We start from the raw sequence: 18,026 nt of genomic DNA, 5'->3' as shown, positions 1-18,026 counted from the left end.
ATTGATGACCCCCTAGGATACCGAAAAGATGAGCTTTCAAATCAGCGTTCAACCCAGTGGCCGTATTTTCAGTGCAGATGCCTCCGAAACTTTGTTGGCAGCTGGCATCCGTCAGGGCATTGGCCTGCCCTACGGCTGCAAAGACGGTGCTTGCGGTTCTTGCAAATGCAAGAAACTATCAGGCACTGTGATTCATGGCGAACACCAAGCCAAAGCCCTTAGTGCCGAGGAAGAAGCTCAGGGGCTGATTTTGACTTGCTGCTCTACAGCGCAAAGCGATGTAGTTTTGGAATCACGCCAAGTGACCGAAGAAGGCAGTTTCCCCATCAAAAAAATGCCAGTGCGCGTAGTCAGCCTCGAGAAAAAATCGGACGATGTGATGTCCGTCTTCATGCAACTACCCGCCACTGACGTCATGAAATTTCATGCCGGGCAGTATGTGGAGTTTTTGTTGCGCGATGGCTCACGCAGAAGCTACAGCATGGCCAATGCGCCTCACACCTTGGATCCTGCTGCGCCCAAAGTCGAATTGCACATCAGGCACATGCCTGGCGGTAAATTTACCGATGTGGTGTTCAGCACCATGAAGGAAAAAGACATCCTTCGAATTGAAGGGCCCTACGGCAGCTTCTTTTTGCGCGAAGACTCAGATGCACCGATTATTTTGTTGGCTTCTGGCACAGGCTTTGCACCGATCAAAGCCCTCATCGAACACATGCAACACAAAGGCATCACACGCCCTGCTACTTTGTATTGGGGCGGCCGCCGTCCCTCCGATTTGTACATGAGCGATTGGGTCGAAGCGCAAGTTCAGAACATGCCCCAATTGAAATACATCCCCGTTGTCTCTAACGCTTTGCCAGAAGATGCTTGGACAGGTCGCACAGGTTTTGTTCATCAAGCGGTTTTGCAAGACTTCCCAGATTTAAGCGGCCATCAAGTTTATGCCTGCGGCGCACCCATCGTGGTGGACTCGGCACGGGCCGATTACATTGGCAAAGCGGGCCTGCCCGAAGAAGCCTTTTTTGCTGATTCATTTACCACAGAGGCCGACAAAGCCAAGGAGTCTGCATGATGCTCAAAAACTCTCATTCAAAGCGCATGCTGTTGAAATCGCTGCTAGGTTTGATCAGTGTCTGTGCCTCTAGCATTGTGCCAGTTCAGGCACAAACAAACACACCTGCAAACGTACCTCTTTCCAAGCCTATCCGCTTGGTGGTGCCTTATGCACCAGGCGGCCCCATCGATGTCACAGCCCGTGCATTGGCTGAACGGGTCAAAGACACCTTGGGAACCGTCATCATTGACAACAAGCCCGGCGCTGGTGGCAACTTAGGCGTCGACATCGTGGCCAAAGCACCCGCTGACGGCTACACCATTGGCATTGCTGCCGTGGCTACACACGCCATCAATCCTTGGTTGTTCAGCAAGATGCCATTCAACGCGGCTAACGACTTTGTGGGCATCACGCAAATGGTGCGTGTGCCCAATGTGCTAGTGATGAATGCTGAGACTGCGCAGCGCCTCAAGATCAACACGCTGTCCGATTTGATTGCCTATGCAAAAGTTAACCCAGGCAAATTGAATGTCGGTTCTGGCGGCAATGGCAGCGCGGGTCACTTGGCAGCCGAAATGTTCAAACGCGATGCTGGTATTTTTGCCGTCCACATTCCCTACAACGGCGGCAACCCCGCACAGCTGGCACTTTTGTCGGGACAAGTCGATTTCAACTTTGACAACCTGGCCACAGCCGCGGCCAATATCAAAGCTGGCAAACTCAAAGCATTGGCCGTCACCACCGCGCAAAGAAGTGCTTCCTTGCCAGAAATACCGGCCATGTCAGAAACCCTCAAAGGTTTTGAAGTGGACACTTGGTGGGGCTTGGTAGCCCCCGCAGCCACGCCTCCCGCTGTGGTGGCCAAATTGCATCAAGCCTTTGCGGCTGCTTTGAACGCACCTGAAACCAAAACTCGTTTTGGTTTGATGATGGCGGAACCTGTCGTCAGCACACCGGAGCAATTTTCTGCCTTCATGAAACGAGAACTTGCAAAGTACGAGCCCGTGGTTAAGGCCACTGGCGCACGCGTGGATTGATCTCGCCCCTGCTCCCGAAAAGGCGCTGTGTTTCAGCGCCTTTTTTTATTCACCCAAGTAAGCCGCTCTGACTTTCGGATCGTTCAGCAAGTCTTGGCCCGGCCCGGTCATGCTGATCAAACCCGATTCCATCACATAGCCTCGGTTGGCAATGGCCAACGCGCGGCTGGCATTTTGCTCGACCAAGAGCACCGTGACACCTTGTGCAAAAACGTCGCGAACCACTTCGAATATTTTGTCGACCATGATGGGTGAGAGGCCCATGGAGGGTTCATCCAACAACAAGACTCTGGGGCGGCTCATTAGGGCGCGTCCCATGGCCAGCATTTGTTGCTCACCGCCAGACATGGTGCCAGCCAATTGGTCTTTGCGTTCACGCAATCGGGGGAAGGTGTGAAAGACCTTTTCCATGTCGTCTTGGATGGCGGCTTTGTCGTTGCGGATGTAGGCCCCCATCAGCAAGTTTTCGATGATGGTCATGCGTGTAAATACACCACGGCCTTCGGGCACCATGGCCAAGCCTTGCTTGACCAAATCCCAGGGGCCTTGTCCCACAATGCTTTGGCCCAGATACTCAATGTCGCCTGCATGCAGCGGCAATGAACCGGTGATGGCTTTCATGGTGGTGGTCTTGCCAGCGCCGTTAGAGCCGATCAGAGACACCAGCTCGCCCTCGTGGACTTCAAAGTCAATGCCTTTGACCGCCTGAATGCCGCCGTAGGCCACCTGAAGGCCCTTGACTTTCAACAATGTGGCCGTCATCTCAATGTCCTCCGGTGCCCAAATAGGCTTCGATTACTTTTTCGTTTTTCTGCACTTCAGCCGGTGTGCCTTCTGCAATTTGCTTGCCGTAATCCAGCACCGTGACACGGTCACACAAACCCATGACCAGCTTGACGTCGTGTTCAATTAACAAGATGGTGCGATTGTCTTTTCGGATTTGATCGATCAAAGCACGCAACTGTATTTTTTCGGTGGCATTCATGCCTGCAGCGGGCTCGTCCAAAGCAATAAGCTGCGGGTCGGTGGCCAGCGCCCGGGCAATTTCCAACCTGCGTTGATCGCCATAGGACAAGGTCCGTGCGCGGTAATCGGCGTATTGGCCAATGCCAACGTAATCCAATAACTCTTGGGCGCGTTGGGCAATCTCAGCTTCTTCTTGTTTGAATTTGGGTGTTCTAAAGATAGCCCCCAACAAGCCCGAAGAGGTGCGCACGTGGCGACCGACCATGACGTTTTCTAAAGCCGTCATTTCGGCAAACAAACGGATGTTCTGAAACGTTCGCGCAATGCCCGCTTGGGCCACTTCATGAACGGCGGTGGGTTGATAAGGCTTGCCTGCTAATTCAAAGCTGCCGCTGTCGGGGGTGTAGAGGCCCGTGATGACATTGAAGAAGGTTGTTTTGCCTGCACCGTTGGGACCAATGAGCCCATACACCTGACCACGTTCAATGGTCATGCCGACGTCGGACAAAGCTTGCAGGCCACCGAAACGTTTTGAGATGCCTGCAACTTTTAAAACGGTGTTGCTTGAAGTGCTTGTAGCGCTTGTAGTGCTTATGTTTGGGGTGTTCATCTTAAGCACCCTCTTTCTTCTGCAGTGCTTTGCCATGCTCATGGGATGGCCACAAACCTCTGGGCTTCATCAGCATGATCACAATCATGGCCAAGGCAATGAGCAACTGCCTCAAGATGGCCGCATCCAATCGACCATCGGTCATCGATTGCAAAGGGCCTGCTATATAGCGCAACACTTCAGGCAAAGCTGACAACAAAACAGCGCCTAGCACCACGCCCGGCAAATGTCCCAGGCCACCCAAAACCACCATGGCCACAATCATGACGGACTCCATCAGGCTAAAGGACTCTGGTGAAATAAATCCCTGGAAACCAGCAAACATGGCCCCCGAAATGCCACCAAAGGTAGCGCCCATGCCAAACGCCATGAGCTTGAGGTTGCGCGTGTTCAAGCCCATGGCTTTGGCTGCAATTTCATCTTCCCGAATGGCCATCCACGCACGGCCAATGCGCGAGACTTCTAAGCGGTACGAAATGAGCAGCGTCACAAGAACCAAGGCTAAAAATAAGTAGTAGTACAAACTGACCGAAGGCAACTCAAAACCAAATAGATCCAGTTTTTTGCCTAGATTGATGCCAAAGAAATGAATCGGATCAATTTGATTCAAACCCTTGGGTCCGTTAGTGATGTTGACAGGTTGATCCAAGTTGTTCAAAAAGACACGAATGATTTCACCAAAGCCCAAGGTCACGATGGCCAAGTAATCGCCCCTGAGTTTGAGAGTCGGCGCACCTAGCAGCATGCCAAACAATCCCGCCAAGGCCGCAGCGACCGGCACAATAACCCAAAGCGGCATGTGCAAGCCACCAGGGAACATGGCAGCAACTAATGGAAAAGTTTCAAACAAATGAGGTGATGCCAACAAGCCATACATGTAAGCGCCCACAGCAAAGAAGGCGACATAGCCTAAATCTAGTAGGCCAGCATAGCCCACCACAATGTTGAGGCCCACAGCCAGGAGGACGTAAAGCAACGCCATGTCGGCAATTCGGACCCAGGCGTTGCCAAACTGCTGCAACACCAAGGGCAGCACCAAAAGCAAGACGCCCAGTGCCATTGTTTTTTGGTTCTTTGAGAGGTTCATATCAATTCTCACGATGGGATTAAGCGCGGTCTGCGACGCGTTCGCCCATCAAGCCAGAAGGCCTCAAGGTCAAGACAAAAATCAACACAATGAAGGCAAAGATGTCGGCGTAGTGGCTACCCAACACACCCCCTGTTAAAGCACCGATGTAGCCCGATCCAATCGATTCAATGAGTCCTAACAGCAAGCCTCCCACGACAGCGCCTGTGAGGTTGCCAATGCCACCAAACACAGCGGCCGTGAATGCTTTGAGTCCGGGCAAAAATCCCATGCTGTGATGGACTGTGCCGTAGTTCGATGCAAACATCACACCGGCTATGGCCGCCAAAATAGCCCCAATGACAAACGTGGCCGAGATGACCACATCGGGCTTGACTCCCATGAGTGCTGCCACGCGAGGATTTTCGGCAGTGGCGCGCATGGCGCGACCTAGTTTGGTGGCATTCACAATCCACATCAAAACAGCCAAAGAGATGGCGGTCACTGCCAAGATCATGATTTGAGTTGAAGAAATAACTGCACCACCCACATGGAAAGGCGTGCTGGGCAACAAGGTGGGGTATGGCTTGTAGTTGGGCTTCCAAATGATCATGGCCAATGTTTGCAACAAGATGCTCATACCAATGGCGGTAATGAGAGGCGCTAGTTTGGGACTGTTGCGCAAGGGCCGGTATGCGACTTTTTCAATGGTGAAATTGAGACACGCCGACACCACACTGGCAATGACAAGCGCCATCAAAAGCATCAACCAGCCTGGCATGCCAGGCATCGCATCTTGCATTAGACCAATGACCGACCAACTGGTGAGTGCGGCCACCATCAAAACTTCACCGTGGGCAAAGTTGATCAAGTTGATGATGCCGTAGACCATGGTGTAGCCCAAAGCAATGAGCGCGTACATGCTGCCTAAAACCAAGCCATTGATGACTTGTTGAATGAAAACATCCATGTGACTGATTCCTATTTTTTGACTGACTTGACTTGATTCAAGGAACGCAAGCTGGCCATTTTTTCTGCAATTTTCAATTCAAGACCTCTGTCGACGGGTCTGTAAAAACCAGGTGCGGGCATACCGTCAGGCAAATAGTTCTCACCTGCCGCACCCCCCCCCTCCTCGTCGTGTGCATAGCGGTAGCCCTTGCCATAGTCCAAGTTCTTCATGAGCTGGGTTGGGGCATTGCGCAAATGCATCGGCACAGGGCGCGTGCCATCTTTTTTGACCCACGCCTTGGCTTCATTGAAAGCTTTATAAACGGCATTGGATTTGGCTGCCACGGCCAAATAAATCACACATTCGGCCAAGGCCAATTCGCCCTCTGGGCTACCTAATCGCTCATAGACTTCTGCTGCATCGAGGGCCAAGCGCAGCGCCCTAGGATCGGCCAGGCCAATGTCTTCAGCTGCCATGCGAATCAGCCGTCGAGCCATGTAGCGCGGGTCTGCGCCGCCATCCAGCATGCGAGTGAACCAATACAAAGCTGCATCGGGGTCTGAGCCCCGAACCGATTTGTGCAAGGCGCTGATGGTGTCATAAAACTGCTCACCGCCTTTGTCGTAGCGGCGCATGCGCTCGCCCAATACTTTGAGAAGCCACGCGTCTGTGATTTGCGTTAATTTTTCACGCTGCGCTGCCACTGCCAAAGTTTCAAGGGTGTTTAGCAAGCGCCTGGCGTCGCCATCGGCATAGGCAATCAATCTTTGTTCGGCTTCAGTCTCTAATGGCGCAATGGCACCAATGTCCAAAGCACGCTGAATGATTTTCTGAAGGTCTTCTTCACCCAAAGCCTGCAACACATACACAGCGGCCCGCGACAACAACGCTGAGTTCACTTCAAAGGAAGGATTCTCGGTGGTGGCACCAATGAAGGTAAACAAGCCGCTTTCAACATGGGGCAAGAATGCATCTTGCTGACTCTTGTTGAACCTGTGCACCTCATCGACAAAGACGATGGTGCGTTGCGGTTGCAAGCCTTGAAGCGCCTCATTTGCTTTTTCGACAGCCTCGCGAATGTCTTTGACGCCGCCCAACACCGCGCTGATACTAATAAATTGCGCATCAAACGCATCGGCCATGAGTCTGGCAATGGTGGTCTTGCCCACGCCAGGAGGGCCCCACAAAATACAACTGTGAGGCTGTCCCGACTCAAAGGCCAAACGCAGCGCCAAACCTTCACCCAACAGGTGTTGCTGGCCAATCACCTCACCCAAGCTTCGGGGGCGTAATTTTTCAGCCAATGGTTGGTGCAAATGGCTTTTCAGGGTCATGGTCTGATGACCTGCGCACCTGGCGGCGCTTTGAATTGAAAAGTCTCTGGTGTCAATTTGGCATTGACTTCAAAGTTTTGAAAACTGAGTCGGGATGTTTGTCCTAAGCCATCGACAATTTCCAACACCGACAAAACAGGTATGGCCTGGCCTTGAACTTTCAAACCAACACGAATTGTTTGAACAGCCCCTTCTGACTGTTTGGGTGTGGCCTTGACCCACTGCAAACCTTCGGTGTCTGGCTCGGTCAACAAATTGAATTCAGCTTGCAAAACTTTCAAATCGCCGGTGGACGCAATGAAAGCTGCAGGCGTTTGACCTAAAGCCTGGCTTTGCTTTCTAACCGTCACTTGATTGAGGTCTGCGTCATACAGCCAAAGCGATTGACCATCCGAAACCATGGTCTGTACAAACGGCTTTTGATAAGAAAAGCGAAACTGCTGAGGTCTGTGAAACTCAAAGGTGCCCGACGAAGTTTTGCGGCGAGGCGCTTGATCTGCTTTGGCAGGCGAAGTGACCACCTGCGTAAATTGTGCACGCCCGCTTTGAGTTTGCTTCAGGAACAAACTCAAACTGTTCAAGGCGTCTGCGTTGGGTGTTTGCGCTAAAACTGAAAAGCCCAAAAGCGCACCCACCCAGAATGTCACCATGTGCCGAAAACAGCGTGTCATTGAAACTGACTCCGATTCAAGGGTTTTTTATTCGGTGCGCGCTGGCACCAAAATTTCGCGCTGGCCGTTGGTACTCATGGCGCTGACCAAGCCAGCCTTTTCCATCTCTTCCACCAAACGAGCGGCACGGTTATAGCCAATTTTGAGATGGCGCTGCACCAAAGAAATACTGGCCTTGCGGTTCTTCAAAACCACTTCTACCGCTTGATCGTACATTGGGTCTTTTTCGGCATCGCCACTCTCGCCGTAGCCTGTGTCTTCGCCATCGGTGGTGCCACCTTCCAACACGCCTTCAATGTAATCGGGCTCGCCCTGCGTCTTCAAATAACTGACCACGCGGTGCACTTCTTCATCACTCACAAACGCGCCGTGAACCCGAATGGGGAAACCTGTGCCCGATGGCATGTACAGCATGTCACCCATGCCCAGCAAGGCTTCTGCGCCCATCTGGTCCAGAATGGTTCGGCTGTCAATTTTGCTAGAAACTTGGAACGCAATGCGCGTAGGAATGTTGGCTTTGATCAAGCCCGTAATGACATCCACGCTAGGACGCTGTGTGGCCAAGATCAAGTGGATGCCAGCGGCACGGGCCTTTTGGGCCAAGCGCGCAATGAGCTCTTCAATCTTCTTGCCAACGACCATCATCAAGTCGGCCAACTCGTCAATCACCACCACAATGTGCGGCAAGCGCTTGAGCGGTTCGGGATCGTCAGGCGTCAGGCTGAACGGATTCAAAATGAATTCTTCACGCTCGGTGGCTTCGTCAATTTTGGTGTTGTAACCCGCCAAATTGCGCACACCCATTTTGCTCATCAACTTGTAGCGACGTTCCATTTCACCCACGCACCAATTGAGGCCGTGTGCGGCTTGACGCATGTCGGTAACCACGGGCGCCAGCAAGTGGGGAATGCCTTCGTAGACCGACATCTCGAGCATCTTGGGATCGATCATGAGCAATCGAACATCACGCGCTTCGGCTTTGTAGAGCAAAGACAAAATCATGGCGTTGATACCAACTGACTTACCAGAGCCTGTGGTACCGGCCACCAATACGTGCGGCATCTTGGCCAAATCGGCCACCACGGGGTTGCCGACGATATCTTTGCCAAGGCCCATGGTGAGCATGGATTTGGCTTCGTTGTAAACCTGCGAGCCCAAAATTTCGCTGAGCTTGATGGACTGCCGCTTGGCATTGGGCAACTCCAAAGCCATGTAGTTTTTGCCGGGAATGGTCTCCACCACGCGAATAGAAATAAGGCTGAGGGAACGGGCCAAGTCTTTGGCCAGGTTGACCACTTGAGAGCCCTTCACGCCAGTGGCGGGTTCAATTTCGTAGCGCGTAATGACGGGGCCAGGCGCGGCAGCCACCACGCGCACTTCAACGCCAAAATCTTTCAGGCGTTTTTCAATCATGCGACTGGTCATCTCTAGCGTTTCGGGCGAGACACCTTCTTGACGCAATGTGAGGCTGTCCAGCAAATCAACTTGCGGCAGTTTGCTATCGGGCAATTCTGAGAACAAAGGTTTTTGGCGCTCCTTGACCACTCGCTCGCTGCGCGGCACATCGGTCACGGGTGCTTCGATGACCATGGGTGCAACAGGTTCTGCAAACACAGGGGCAGCCACACCTGCGGCTGCAAACAATGGTTTCTCTTCAAACTCATCGCCAAAGGGATGCAATTGGGGTTCGACAGGCATGTTGGATTGCAACTGCTCGCGTTCGCGCAAAGCTTGTTGACCCATGGCCAAGTCTTCTTCCATTTCGCGTTTTTCTTGGCGCGATTGCATGAGGGCATCGATTTTGGCGCCGAGGTTTTCGCAAACTTGACCCCAAGAGAACCCAAATGACCAAGCCATCCCCAGGGCCAAACAAACAATTTCGATCAAGGCTGCGCCATTGGCGCCTAGCCACTTCACCGTGAAGTGCCCCACCATCAAGCCCAATGCGCCGCCACTGGTGCCCGGCATGATGGCATCCCAACGCGCCAAACGGCCCCATTCAATGGCGCAACTGGACGACATCAGGACAAACAGGCCCACCCAAAACACGAGTCTTGTTTTCCAATTGGATTCTTCGCGAACAGCCGCATTGGCCGAAGCCTCCGAGCCTCTCAACCATTGGGCCCAGGCGTTGAGCCAAGCACGGCCCAAAACTGCAACCACCCACCATGCAGAGTACCCAAAGCAAAAATACATGCCATCGGCCAGCCAGGCGCCTACGGTGCCCATCCAGTTGACCAAGGGGCCGCCCAAGCCTGAGCCAGACCACGAAGGATCTTTGGCGCTGTAACTGAACATGGCCAAAGCCAAGACCAGTAAACCTGCTGCGCCTAAAAATAAGACGATTTCTTGGGTGAAGCGCATCAAGCCCGTGCTGCCCGACAACTCGTTTTGAAGGTCGGGTTCGGGGGTGCCAGAAGCGTTGTTGAGGGTGCGGAGAGAATAGGTCATGGTCTAACCCTGAAGCTTACCCGATAGACCTCCCCAAACACGTGTTTCACAAGCTTCTTACAATGGCGTTTTAGCGTTTACCCGAATTCAGCAGGATCCACACCATGTCCACACCCCTTCCCACCCAACACGCCCAAGTTTTGATCCTTGGTTCTGGCCCTGCCGGCTACACAGCAGCCGTGTATGCAGCACGCGCTAACCTCAAGCCTTTGCTCATTACCGGCATTGCGCAAGGGGGTCAACTGATGACCACCACCGAAGTGGACAACTGGCCCGCCGACGTCCATGGCGTGCAAGGCCCCGACCTGATGCAACGCTTTTTGGAGCATGCCGAGCGCTTCAACACACAAGTTGTGTTTGATCACATCAACAAGGTCGATTTCAGCAAGCGCCCTTTCACCTTGACGGGCGACAGCGGTGTTTACACCTGCGACTCACTCATCATTGCGACGGGTGCCTCTGCCAAATACCTGGGCATTGAGTCTGAAACAGCGTTCATGGGCCGCGGCGTCTCAGGTTGCGCAACCTGCGACGGCTTCTTCTACAAAGAGCAAGTCTGCTGCGTGGTAGGCGGCGGCAACACCGCTGTGGAAGAAGCTTTGTACCTGTCCAACATTGCTAGCAAGGTCTACCTCATTCATCGCCGCGACAAATTCAAGGCCGAGCCCATCTTGGTTGACAAACTGATGGACAAAGTGGCGGCTGGCAAGATTGTTTTGCAGACTTTCCAAACTTTGGAAGAGGTTTTGGGCGACAACACCGGCGTCACAGGCGTGCGTTTGAAGTCCACCAAAGACGGTTCTTTGCAAGATTTGGAACTCAAGGGCTGCTTCATCGCTATTGGCCATTCGCCCAACACTGATATTTTCCAAGGCCATCTGAACTTGGAAAACGGCTACATCGTGACCCAAAGCGGCCTGAAAGGCTTTGCCACCATGACCAGCGTGCCCGGCGTTTTTGCCGCGGGTGACGTGCAAGATCACGTCTACCGCCAGGCCATTACCAGCGCCGGAACAGGCTGTATGGCCGCCCTGGATGCCCAGCGCTTTTTGGAACAAGAAGGCGCTTGATCCGTCTTTTTTGCCATTTTGGACTTGGCCAGCCCCTAAAAAGCTGGCTATAATCCAAGGCTTTGCTGAGCACTCCCTCTTGGGGGACTCTTCAAAATGGGTTACCGCCACCCTTCTGGCGAGGTGAGGCTGGAGCGCCTTAAGCTTGACAAGCAGTCGTTGATTGCACCCTTCAAGCTCATCAGGCACCAGCTGTTTAAAAAGTATCGGAGTGTCCACATGGCACGCGTCTGCGACGTAACGGGCAAAGGCCCAATGGTCGGAAACAATGTTTCCCACGCCAACAACAAAACCAAGCGCCGGTTCCTGCCGAACCTGCAATATCGCCGTTTCTGGGTAGAGAGCGAAAACCGTTGGGTGCGCCTGCGCGTTTCCAGCGCCGCTTTGCGCCTGATCGACAAAAATGGCATTGATGCCGTTCTCGCAGACCTGCGTGAACGCGGTCAAGCCTAAACCCTAACAGGAGCACCATCATGGCAAGCAAAGGCGGACGCGAAAAAATCAAGCTGGAATCTACAGCTGGTACTGGTCACTTCTACACGACCACCAAGAACAAGAAAACAATGCCCGAGAAGATGTTGATCATGAAGTTTGATCCAAAAGCTCGCAAGCACGTTGAGTACAAGGAAATCAAACTGAAGTAATTCAGCTTGACCCAACAAAAAGTCCGCAATAGCGGGCTTTTTTGTTTCTGGGGTTAATTTAATTGGGGTCAGATCAACATTAATTCGGTCATTCAAAGGGGCTAAAGACTGAGGGGGGCTTCCTCATACTGGAGTACCAGAAATCGTTCAGCCCCCCTCAGTCTTTAGCCCCTTTGAATGGGAATTAATGTTGATCTGACCCCAATTAAATTTGTCGGCGCGACAACTAAGCTCTAGCTGCGCGGAGTTGCGTCGAGAAATCGCGCAATGCGGCAATGCCACTCTCTTCAGCACGTTTGCACCAAGCTTGCAGGTCAAGAGCGAGCTGTTCACGGTTGTGCGAAGTGTTGAGCCAAATTTGGCGGAGCTCTTCGCGCATGGCCAACATCTTGTCGAGCACAGGGTAAGCAGCCAAAGTGGCACTCAAAGGTGCTTGGGCTTCGGCAGGCACCTTGTCGCCATCGCGGTGAATCCAGCGTTTGGCCACTTTCAAAATGCTCGCATCCAACTTGGCGTTGGCCACTTCTTCACGGAAGACGCTGCGCATTTGACGGGCATAACTGGCCATCACTTCGTAGCGGTTGGCAATGAGGGCTTCCAATGTTTTTTCGTCAGCCACAGGACGCACTTCGCCATAGGCCAAAACGGGGGGCGTTTTCTTGACGCGCGCCAAGCCAAAGAACTGCAAGATGCAGATGTAAGTCCAGCCCAGATCAAACTCATAGGGTTTGACCGACAATTTGGCTGAGGTGGGGTATGTGTGGTGGTTATTGTGCAACTCTTCGCCACCAATCAGAATGCCCCAGGGTGAAATGTTGGCACTGGCATCGTGCGCTTCAAAGTTGCGATAGCCCCAGTAGTGCGCAGCACCGTTGATGATGCCGGCAGCGGTAATGGGAATCCACGCCATTTGCACGGCCCAGACTGTGAGGCCCAAGAAGCCAAACAAAGCCACATCGATGATCAACATCAAGGCCACACCTTGCCAAGAGAAGCGTGAATACACATTGCGCTCCATCCAGTCGTCGGGCGTACCATGGCCATAACGGCTGAGGGTTTCTTTGTTTTTAGATTCTTTGCGATAGAGCTCCGCACCCGTGAACAACACGGTTTTGATACCGTGCACGTGAGGGCTGTGAGGGTCTTCGGCTTGTTCGCACTTGGCGTGGTGTTTGCGGTGAATGGCGGCCCACTCTTTGGTGACTTGGCCAGTGGTCATCCACAACCAGAAACGGAAAAAGTGCGACATGATGGGGTGCAAATCCAAAGCTCTGTGCGCTTGATGGCGGTGCAAAAAGATGGTGACGCTGGCAATGGTGACATGCGTGAGGCCCAAGATGACAAAGAACACTTGCCATCCTGAAAAGTCTAAAAGTCCATTGGCCATCCAGTTAAGGACGGCGTCAAATGCAGCAGAGTCGATGAACAACATGCAGTCGCTTTCTATGTAAAGATGCCCTGACAGGCAATCCCATTATTTTAAGATTTTCGAATTAACTTTGGAAGTTAATTCAGCAAAGAGCTTGCAAAATGAAGTCTTTGGAATTCACTTTCTAACCCAGATGGCCGCAAAGAAACCATCGGTGCCATGACGGTGTGGCCACAAGCGCAAAAATTGTCCGCTGCACAAGTTTTGCGGATTGGCCACTTTCAAACGGGTCAGCTCGTCCAACACAGGCAACTGCACAAAATCTGGGTGAGCTGCCGAGAAGGCATTGGCAATGTCTTCGTTCTCTTGGGGCAGCACACTGCAGGTGGCATACACCAAACGCCCGCCTGATTTGAGCAAGCGCGCAGCGCTGTCCAAAATGGCGGTTTGTGTGATGGCCACTTCAGCAATGCCTTCAGGCTTTTGACGCCATTTGAGATCGGGGTTGCGGCGCAAGGTGCCTAAGCCAGAGCACGGCGCATCGACCAACACACGATCAATTTTGCCGGCCAAGCGTTTGACGCGATCATCGCGTTCGTGCGCAATGGCGGCAGGATGCACGTTGGACAATTGACTGCGCGCCAAACGAGGCTTCAAAGCATCCAAGCGATGCGCAGAAGTGTCCATGGCGTAGAGGCGACCCGTATTGCGCATGGCAGCACCAATGGCCAGCGTTTTACCGCCCGCACCTGCGCAAAAGTCCACCACCATTTCACCGCGATGGGCGTCGAGCAAAAGCGCCAGCAATTGCGAGCCTTCGTCTTGCACTTCTACAGCGCCGCGCTCAAAGGCCTTCACTTTGGCCAAAGAAGGTTTGCCTTGCAAACGGAGGCCCCAAGGCGAGAATGGCGTCGGCTCACAAGCAATGCCAGCCGCGGTCAATTCTTTTTGCACTTCAGCACGTTTTTCGTTCAGATCGTTGACGCGCAAATCCAACGTGCCTGGTTCTTGAAAGCTCTTGGCCAAAGCATCAAATTCATCGCCCAATTGCTCTTTGAGGGGCCGTGCCAGCCAATCGGGCAAGTTGTGAATGTGCTGCGACATCAAGTCGCCTGGCTGAATGCTGTCGCACATGTCGAGCCATTTTTTTTCGGTGTCGTTCAGGGCGCTTTTGACAAAGTCGCGCGGGCCCGCAAAACCCAAGATGGCCAAGCGGCGCTCTTTGGCGCCACTACCCGAACGGGCCATGTGCTCAAACAACAGCTTTTGACGCAAGACTTTGAACACCGTCTCAGACAGGGTGGCACGCTCGCGTGGACCTAAGTTGCGGTTGTCGCGAAAGAATCGAGACACCACCGCATCGGCGGGATGGTTAAATTGAAGGGTAAGCCTGACCAATTCGGCACAGGCATCTAACAGGGCTTTAGGATGCATAACCCCTATTGTCCCACTGCTCAACACCCGAATCGCAAATCATGCAAGAAGAAACCTTACCGCCACTGATCATCACACGCCCTGGCTACTACCGCCATTACAAAAATTTGCTGTACCAAGTGCTGGGCACGGTGCGTCACAGCGAGTCATTGGAACCAATGACCTTGTACAAAGCCCTCTACGGCGAACAAGGCATGTGGGTGAGGCCTGCGGCCATGTTCAACGAAACAGTTGTCATCAATGGCGTGGTGCAGCCGCGTTTTGCGTGGGTCGGTGAAGAGCGGCCTATGGCTTAAAAAATGCAGCCACCGCAGCGGGATAGATCAAGTGTTCCTGCGTCAACACGCGCGCCGCCAGAGCCTCAGCGGTATCACCTTGCAAAACAGGCACCACCGCTTGCGCCAAGATCTGACCATGGTCTAACTCAGACGTCACTTGATGCACGGTGGCACCCGCAAATTTGCAGCCCGCATCAATGGCGCGTTGGTGGGTGTTCAGCCCTGCAAATGCTGGCAACAAAGACGGGTGAATGTTGATCAAGCGGCCGGCGTAATGCGTCACAAAGGCAGGCGTCAAAATTCTCATGAAACCCGCCAGCACCACCAAGTCAGGCGCATGCTCATCGATGCGAGACATGAGTGCAGCGTCGAACGCCTCCCTGGTTGCAAATTGCGTGTGTTCTAAAACTTCGGTGTGAATTTTTGAACTGTTGGTGTTTGCGTGAAGCCAACTCAAGCCAGAAGCATTCTGTTTGTTGCTGATGACGGCCGCAACCCTGACCCCTAAAGATTTCTCCCAGCTGTCCTTTTCCGCAGCCTGAACAATGGCCGCCATGTTGGAGCCAGTTCCGGAAATCAAAATGACGATGTTTTTCACAAATACGAGGGCAAATCGACCAAATGCTTGAAATGAACCACGGATTATCCCTGCTGACCCCGCAGGAATAAGAAATTTGTCGCTACCAAGACAGAATTTTTGCGCACGGTCGTGCTAAAAACGGTGTTTTCATCTTTCACTGGCTTTGACCGGAGACACATTTCATGGATTTGGCATTCACACCCGAAGAGCTCGCATTTCGCGAGGAAATTCGCGCATGGGTTAAGGCAAATTTACCCGCCGACATTTCACAAAAAGTCCACAGCGCCATGCGCCTCACGCGTGATGACCTGCAACGCTGGGCCAAAATTTTGGGCAAAAAAGGCTGGCTCGGTTGGGGTTGGCCAGAACAATTTGGCGGCCCAGGCTGGACTGCTGTGCAAAAGCATTTGTTCGAAGAAGAATGCGCCTTGGCGGGAGCACCGCGCGTGGTGCCTTTCGGCCCCGTCATGGTGGCCCCCGTCATCATGGCCTTTGGCAATGCCGAACAACAAAAGCGCTTCTTGCCTGGCATCGCTAGCGGCGAAGTGTGGTGGAGCCAAGGTTACTCCGAGCCAGGTTCTGGCTCCGACTTGGCCTCCCTCAAAACACGTGCAGAACGTGTGGGCGACAAGTACATCGTCAACGGCCAAAAAACTTGGACCACCTTGGGCCAATACGGTGAATGGATTTTCTGCTTGGTGCGTACCAGCAACGAAGGCAAGCCCCAAACCGGCATCTCCTTCTTGTTGATCGACATGAAGACCCCAGGCATTACTGTTCGCCCTATCAAATTGCTGGATGGCGAATGCGAAGTGAACGAAGTATGGTTTGACAACGTAGAAGTGCCCGCCGAGAACTTGATCGGCGAAGAAAACAAAGGCTGGAATTACGCCAAGCATTTGTTGGCCCACGAGCGCACCAATATTGCCGATGTGAATCGCGCCAAGCGCGAACTCGAGCGCCTCAAGCGCATTGCCAAAGCTGAAGGCGTGTACGACGACATGCGTTTCCGCGATGAAATTTCTAAATTGGAAGTGGACATTGTGGCTTTGGAAATGTTGGTGTTGCGTGTCTTGTCAGCCGAGAAATCTGGCAAGAACTCACTCGACATTGCAGGTCTCTTGAAAATCAAGGGCAGCGAAATTCAGCAGCGCTACAGCGAACTGATGATGTTGGCCGCCGGCCCCTACAGCCTGCCCTTCATCTTTGAAGCCATGGATGCCGGTTGGCAAGGCAACTTCCCAGGCCACGAGGTGTCGAACGCGCCTTTGGCTGCCAACTATTTCAACATGCGCAAAACCACGATTTACGGCGGCAGCAATGAAGTGCAGCGCAACATCGTGGCTCAAGTAGTTTTGGGTTAATTCGTTTAACCGTACAAGGACAGATCATGGATTTCGATTTTTCAGACGACCAAGAACAACTGCGCGACGCAGTGCGCAAATGGGTAGACAAGGGCTACACCTTTGACCGCCGCCGCGAAATTACAAGCGCTGGCGGTTTTGACCGCGCAGCCTACACCGAACTGGCCGAACTGGGCCTGTGCGGTTTGTATGTGAGCGAAGACCACGGCGGCATGGGCATGGGCCCTGTTGAAGGCATGGTGGTGATGGAAGAGCTGGGTCGCGGCATTGTGATGGAACCCATTCAGCAAGCGCTGATTTCGGGTGCTGTTTTAGAAGGCTATGCACCCGAAGCACTCAAAGCCGAGTGGCTGCCTAAAATTGCAGGTGGCGAAGCCATCGTGGTGTTGGCGCACCAAGAACGCAAATCACGCTACAACACCCACAAATGCGACGCACAAGCTCAGCAACAAGATGGCCAATGGCACATCACAGGCACCAAGAGCGTGGTGGCCGTGGGTGACCATGCTGACGCCTTTTTGGTGCCCGCCATGGCGGCTGGTAAGTTGGCTTTGTTCTTGGTCGCCAAAGGCGCCAAGGGCGCGGCTACTTCTGGCTACGTCACACAAGATGGCGCTCGCGCTGCTGAACTTTCGCTCAGTCAAACGCCTGCCAGCTTGGTCACCTTAGATGGTCAGACTGCCTTGAGCCACGCCGTCGACATTGGCATTGCCAGTGTGTGCGCCGAAGCGGTTGGCGTGATGGACAAAACCATGGCCATCACCGTGGACTACATGAACACGCGCAAGCAGTTCAACACCACCATTGCCACCTTCCAAGCGCTGCGTCACCGCGTGGCCGACATGAAGATGCAATTGGAACTGGGCCGCTCCATGAGCTACTACGCCAGCCTCAAGCTGAATACACCAGCGGCAGAGCGCCATCAGGCCATGGCCCGCGCCAAGTACCAGCTGGGCAATTCCATGCGCTTTGTGGGCCAGCAATCGGTCCAACTGCACGGTGGCATTGGCGTAACAGACGAGTACATCGTCAGCCACTACTTCAAGAAATTGACACAACTCGAAATGACCTTTGGTGACACCCTGCACCACTTGGGCGAAGTGTCCAACAGCATGCAGGAGACTGCCGGCGTATTTGCCTAGG

At 53.3% G+C, this 18,026-nt stretch carries 18 protein-coding genes; 8 read left to right on the top strand and 10 right to left on the bottom strand.

The genetic code is table 11. The features are described 5' to 3' along the window. Positions 1-28: 28 nt before the first annotated feature. The gene (locus tag AMM03_RS00295) at positions 29-1,075 is read left to right on the top strand and encodes a CDP-6-deoxy-delta-3,4-glucoseen reductase (protein ID WP_090128503.1); all 1,047 of its coding nucleotides are present in this window, start codon (positions 29-31) and stop codon (positions 1,073-1,075) included. After that, on the top strand, positions 1,072-2,094 hold the full coding sequence (locus tag AMM03_RS00290) for a Bug family tripartite tricarboxylate transporter substrate binding protein (RefSeq protein WP_228764516.1): 1,023 nt from the start codon (positions 1,072-1,074) through the stop codon (positions 2,092-2,094). Before AMM03_RS00295 ends, AMM03_RS00290 begins: the two co-directional genes overlap by 4 nt. A gap of 45 nt (positions 2,095-2,139) precedes the next feature. Here AMM03_RS00290 and AMM03_RS00285 read toward each other — a convergent pair whose 3' ends face one another. Genes AMM03_RS00285 through AMM03_RS00255 form a run of 7 tightly spaced genes read right to left on the bottom strand, consistent with a single transcriptional unit; the run spans position 2,140 to position 10,144 of the window. Then, the gene (locus AMM03_RS00285) at positions 2,140-2,856 is read right to left on the bottom strand and encodes an ABC transporter ATP-binding protein (protein WP_090128502.1); all 717 of its coding nucleotides are present in this window, start codon (positions 2,854-2,856) and stop codon (positions 2,140-2,142) included. Between the two features lies 1 nt (position 2,857). Further along, on the bottom strand, positions 2,858-3,670 hold the full coding sequence (locus tag AMM03_RS00280) for an ABC transporter ATP-binding protein (protein WP_090128501.1): 813 nt from the start codon (positions 3,668-3,670) through the stop codon (positions 2,858-2,860). A gap of 1 nt (position 3,671) precedes the next feature. Then, on the bottom strand, positions 3,672-4,757 hold the full coding sequence (locus tag AMM03_RS00275; RefSeq protein ID WP_194942702.1) for a branched-chain amino acid ABC transporter permease: 1,086 nt from the start codon (positions 4,755-4,757) through the stop codon (positions 3,672-3,674). 19 nt (positions 4,758-4,776) lie between these two features. Beyond that, positions 4,777-5,706, bottom strand: a complete 930-nt coding sequence (locus AMM03_RS00270; RefSeq protein WP_090128500.1) for a branched-chain amino acid ABC transporter permease — start codon at positions 5,704-5,706, stop codon at positions 4,777-4,779. Positions 5,707-5,717: 11 nt separating this feature from the next. Then, positions 5,718-7,022, bottom strand: a complete 1,305-nt coding sequence (locus tag AMM03_RS00265) for a replication-associated recombination protein A (RefSeq protein ID WP_090128499.1) — start codon at positions 7,020-7,022, stop codon at positions 5,718-5,720. After that, positions 7,019-7,672 (bottom strand): outer membrane lipoprotein periplasmic chaperone LolA, encoded by a 654-nt coding sequence (gene lolA, locus AMM03_RS00260; protein ID WP_090128498.1) that lies wholly within the window; start codon positions 7,670-7,672, stop codon positions 7,019-7,021. The genes AMM03_RS00265 and lolA overlap by 4 nt, the downstream gene beginning before the upstream one ends. A gap of 48 nt (positions 7,673-7,720) precedes the next feature. Further along, positions 7,721-10,144: a DNA translocase FtsK gene (locus AMM03_RS00255; RefSeq protein ID WP_090128497.1), complete on the bottom strand. Its 2,424-nt coding sequence runs from the start codon at positions 10,142-10,144 to the stop codon at positions 7,721-7,723. Between the two features lie 104 nt (positions 10,145-10,248). Between AMM03_RS00255 and trxB the strand changes: the two genes are divergently transcribed. From trxB to rpmG, 3 genes are all read left to right on the top strand, one after another. After that, positions 10,249-11,214, top strand: a complete 966-nt coding sequence (gene trxB, locus AMM03_RS00250) for a thioredoxin-disulfide reductase (RefSeq protein WP_090128496.1) — start codon at positions 10,249-10,251, stop codon at positions 11,212-11,214. Between the two features lie 219 nt (positions 11,215-11,433). Next, positions 11,434-11,667, top strand: coding sequence for a 50S ribosomal protein L28 (rpmB, locus tag AMM03_RS00245; protein WP_055361356.1), 234 nt, complete (start codon positions 11,434-11,436; stop codon positions 11,665-11,667). A 20-nt stretch (positions 11,668-11,687) separates the two neighbouring features. After that, entirely contained in the window at positions 11,688-11,858 is a 171-nt protein-coding gene (gene rpmG, locus AMM03_RS00240) for a 50S ribosomal protein L33 (RefSeq protein ID WP_090128495.1), read from the top strand. Positions 11,859-12,084: 226 nt separating this feature from the next. On the opposite strand, the gene AMM03_RS00235 is transcribed toward rpmG, so the two are convergent. Together AMM03_RS00235 and AMM03_RS00230 are read right to left on the bottom strand one after the other, a co-directional pair. Next, entirely contained in the window at positions 12,085-13,290 is a 1,206-nt protein-coding gene (locus tag AMM03_RS00235; RefSeq protein WP_090128494.1) for a DesA family fatty acid desaturase, read from the bottom strand. Between the two features lie 114 nt (positions 13,291-13,404). Then, positions 13,405-14,661 carry an RsmB/NOP family class I SAM-dependent RNA methyltransferase gene (locus AMM03_RS00230; protein ID WP_090128493.1) on the bottom strand — a complete coding sequence of 419 codons (1,257 nt, stop codon included), beginning with the start codon at positions 14,659-14,661 and terminating at the stop codon, positions 13,405-13,407. A 41-nt stretch (positions 14,662-14,702) separates the two neighbouring features. Here AMM03_RS00230 and AMM03_RS00225 point away from each other — a divergent pair, with 41 nt between their 5' ends. Next, positions 14,703-14,957 (top strand): DUF1653 domain-containing protein, encoded by a 255-nt coding sequence (locus tag AMM03_RS00225; protein ID WP_090128492.1) that lies wholly within the window; start codon positions 14,703-14,705, stop codon positions 14,955-14,957. Here AMM03_RS00225 and purN read toward each other — a convergent pair. Then, positions 14,947-15,537, bottom strand: a complete 591-nt coding sequence (purN, locus tag AMM03_RS00220; RefSeq protein ID WP_090128491.1) for a phosphoribosylglycinamide formyltransferase — start codon at positions 15,535-15,537, stop codon at positions 14,947-14,949. The genes AMM03_RS00225 and purN overlap by 11 nt on opposite strands. A 164-nt stretch (positions 15,538-15,701) precedes the next feature. On the opposite strand from purN, the gene AMM03_RS00215 reads away from it, so the two are divergent. Further along, positions 15,702-16,883, top strand: coding sequence for an acyl-CoA dehydrogenase family protein (locus AMM03_RS00215; RefSeq protein WP_090128490.1), 1,182 nt, complete (start codon positions 15,702-15,704; stop codon positions 16,881-16,883). Between the two features lie 26 nt (positions 16,884-16,909). Beyond that, positions 16,910-18,025: an acyl-CoA dehydrogenase family protein gene (locus tag AMM03_RS00210; protein WP_090128489.1), complete on the top strand. Its 1,116-nt coding sequence runs from the start codon at positions 16,910-16,912 to the stop codon at positions 18,023-18,025. Position 18,026: the final 1 nt, after the last annotated feature.

It is taken from the genome of Limnohabitans sp. Rim11, assembly GCF_001269365.1.
GTDB lineage: Bacteria > Pseudomonadota > Gammaproteobacteria > Burkholderiales > Burkholderiaceae_C > Limnohabitans_A.
This window is presented reverse-complemented; position numbering and strand designations above follow the sequence as displayed.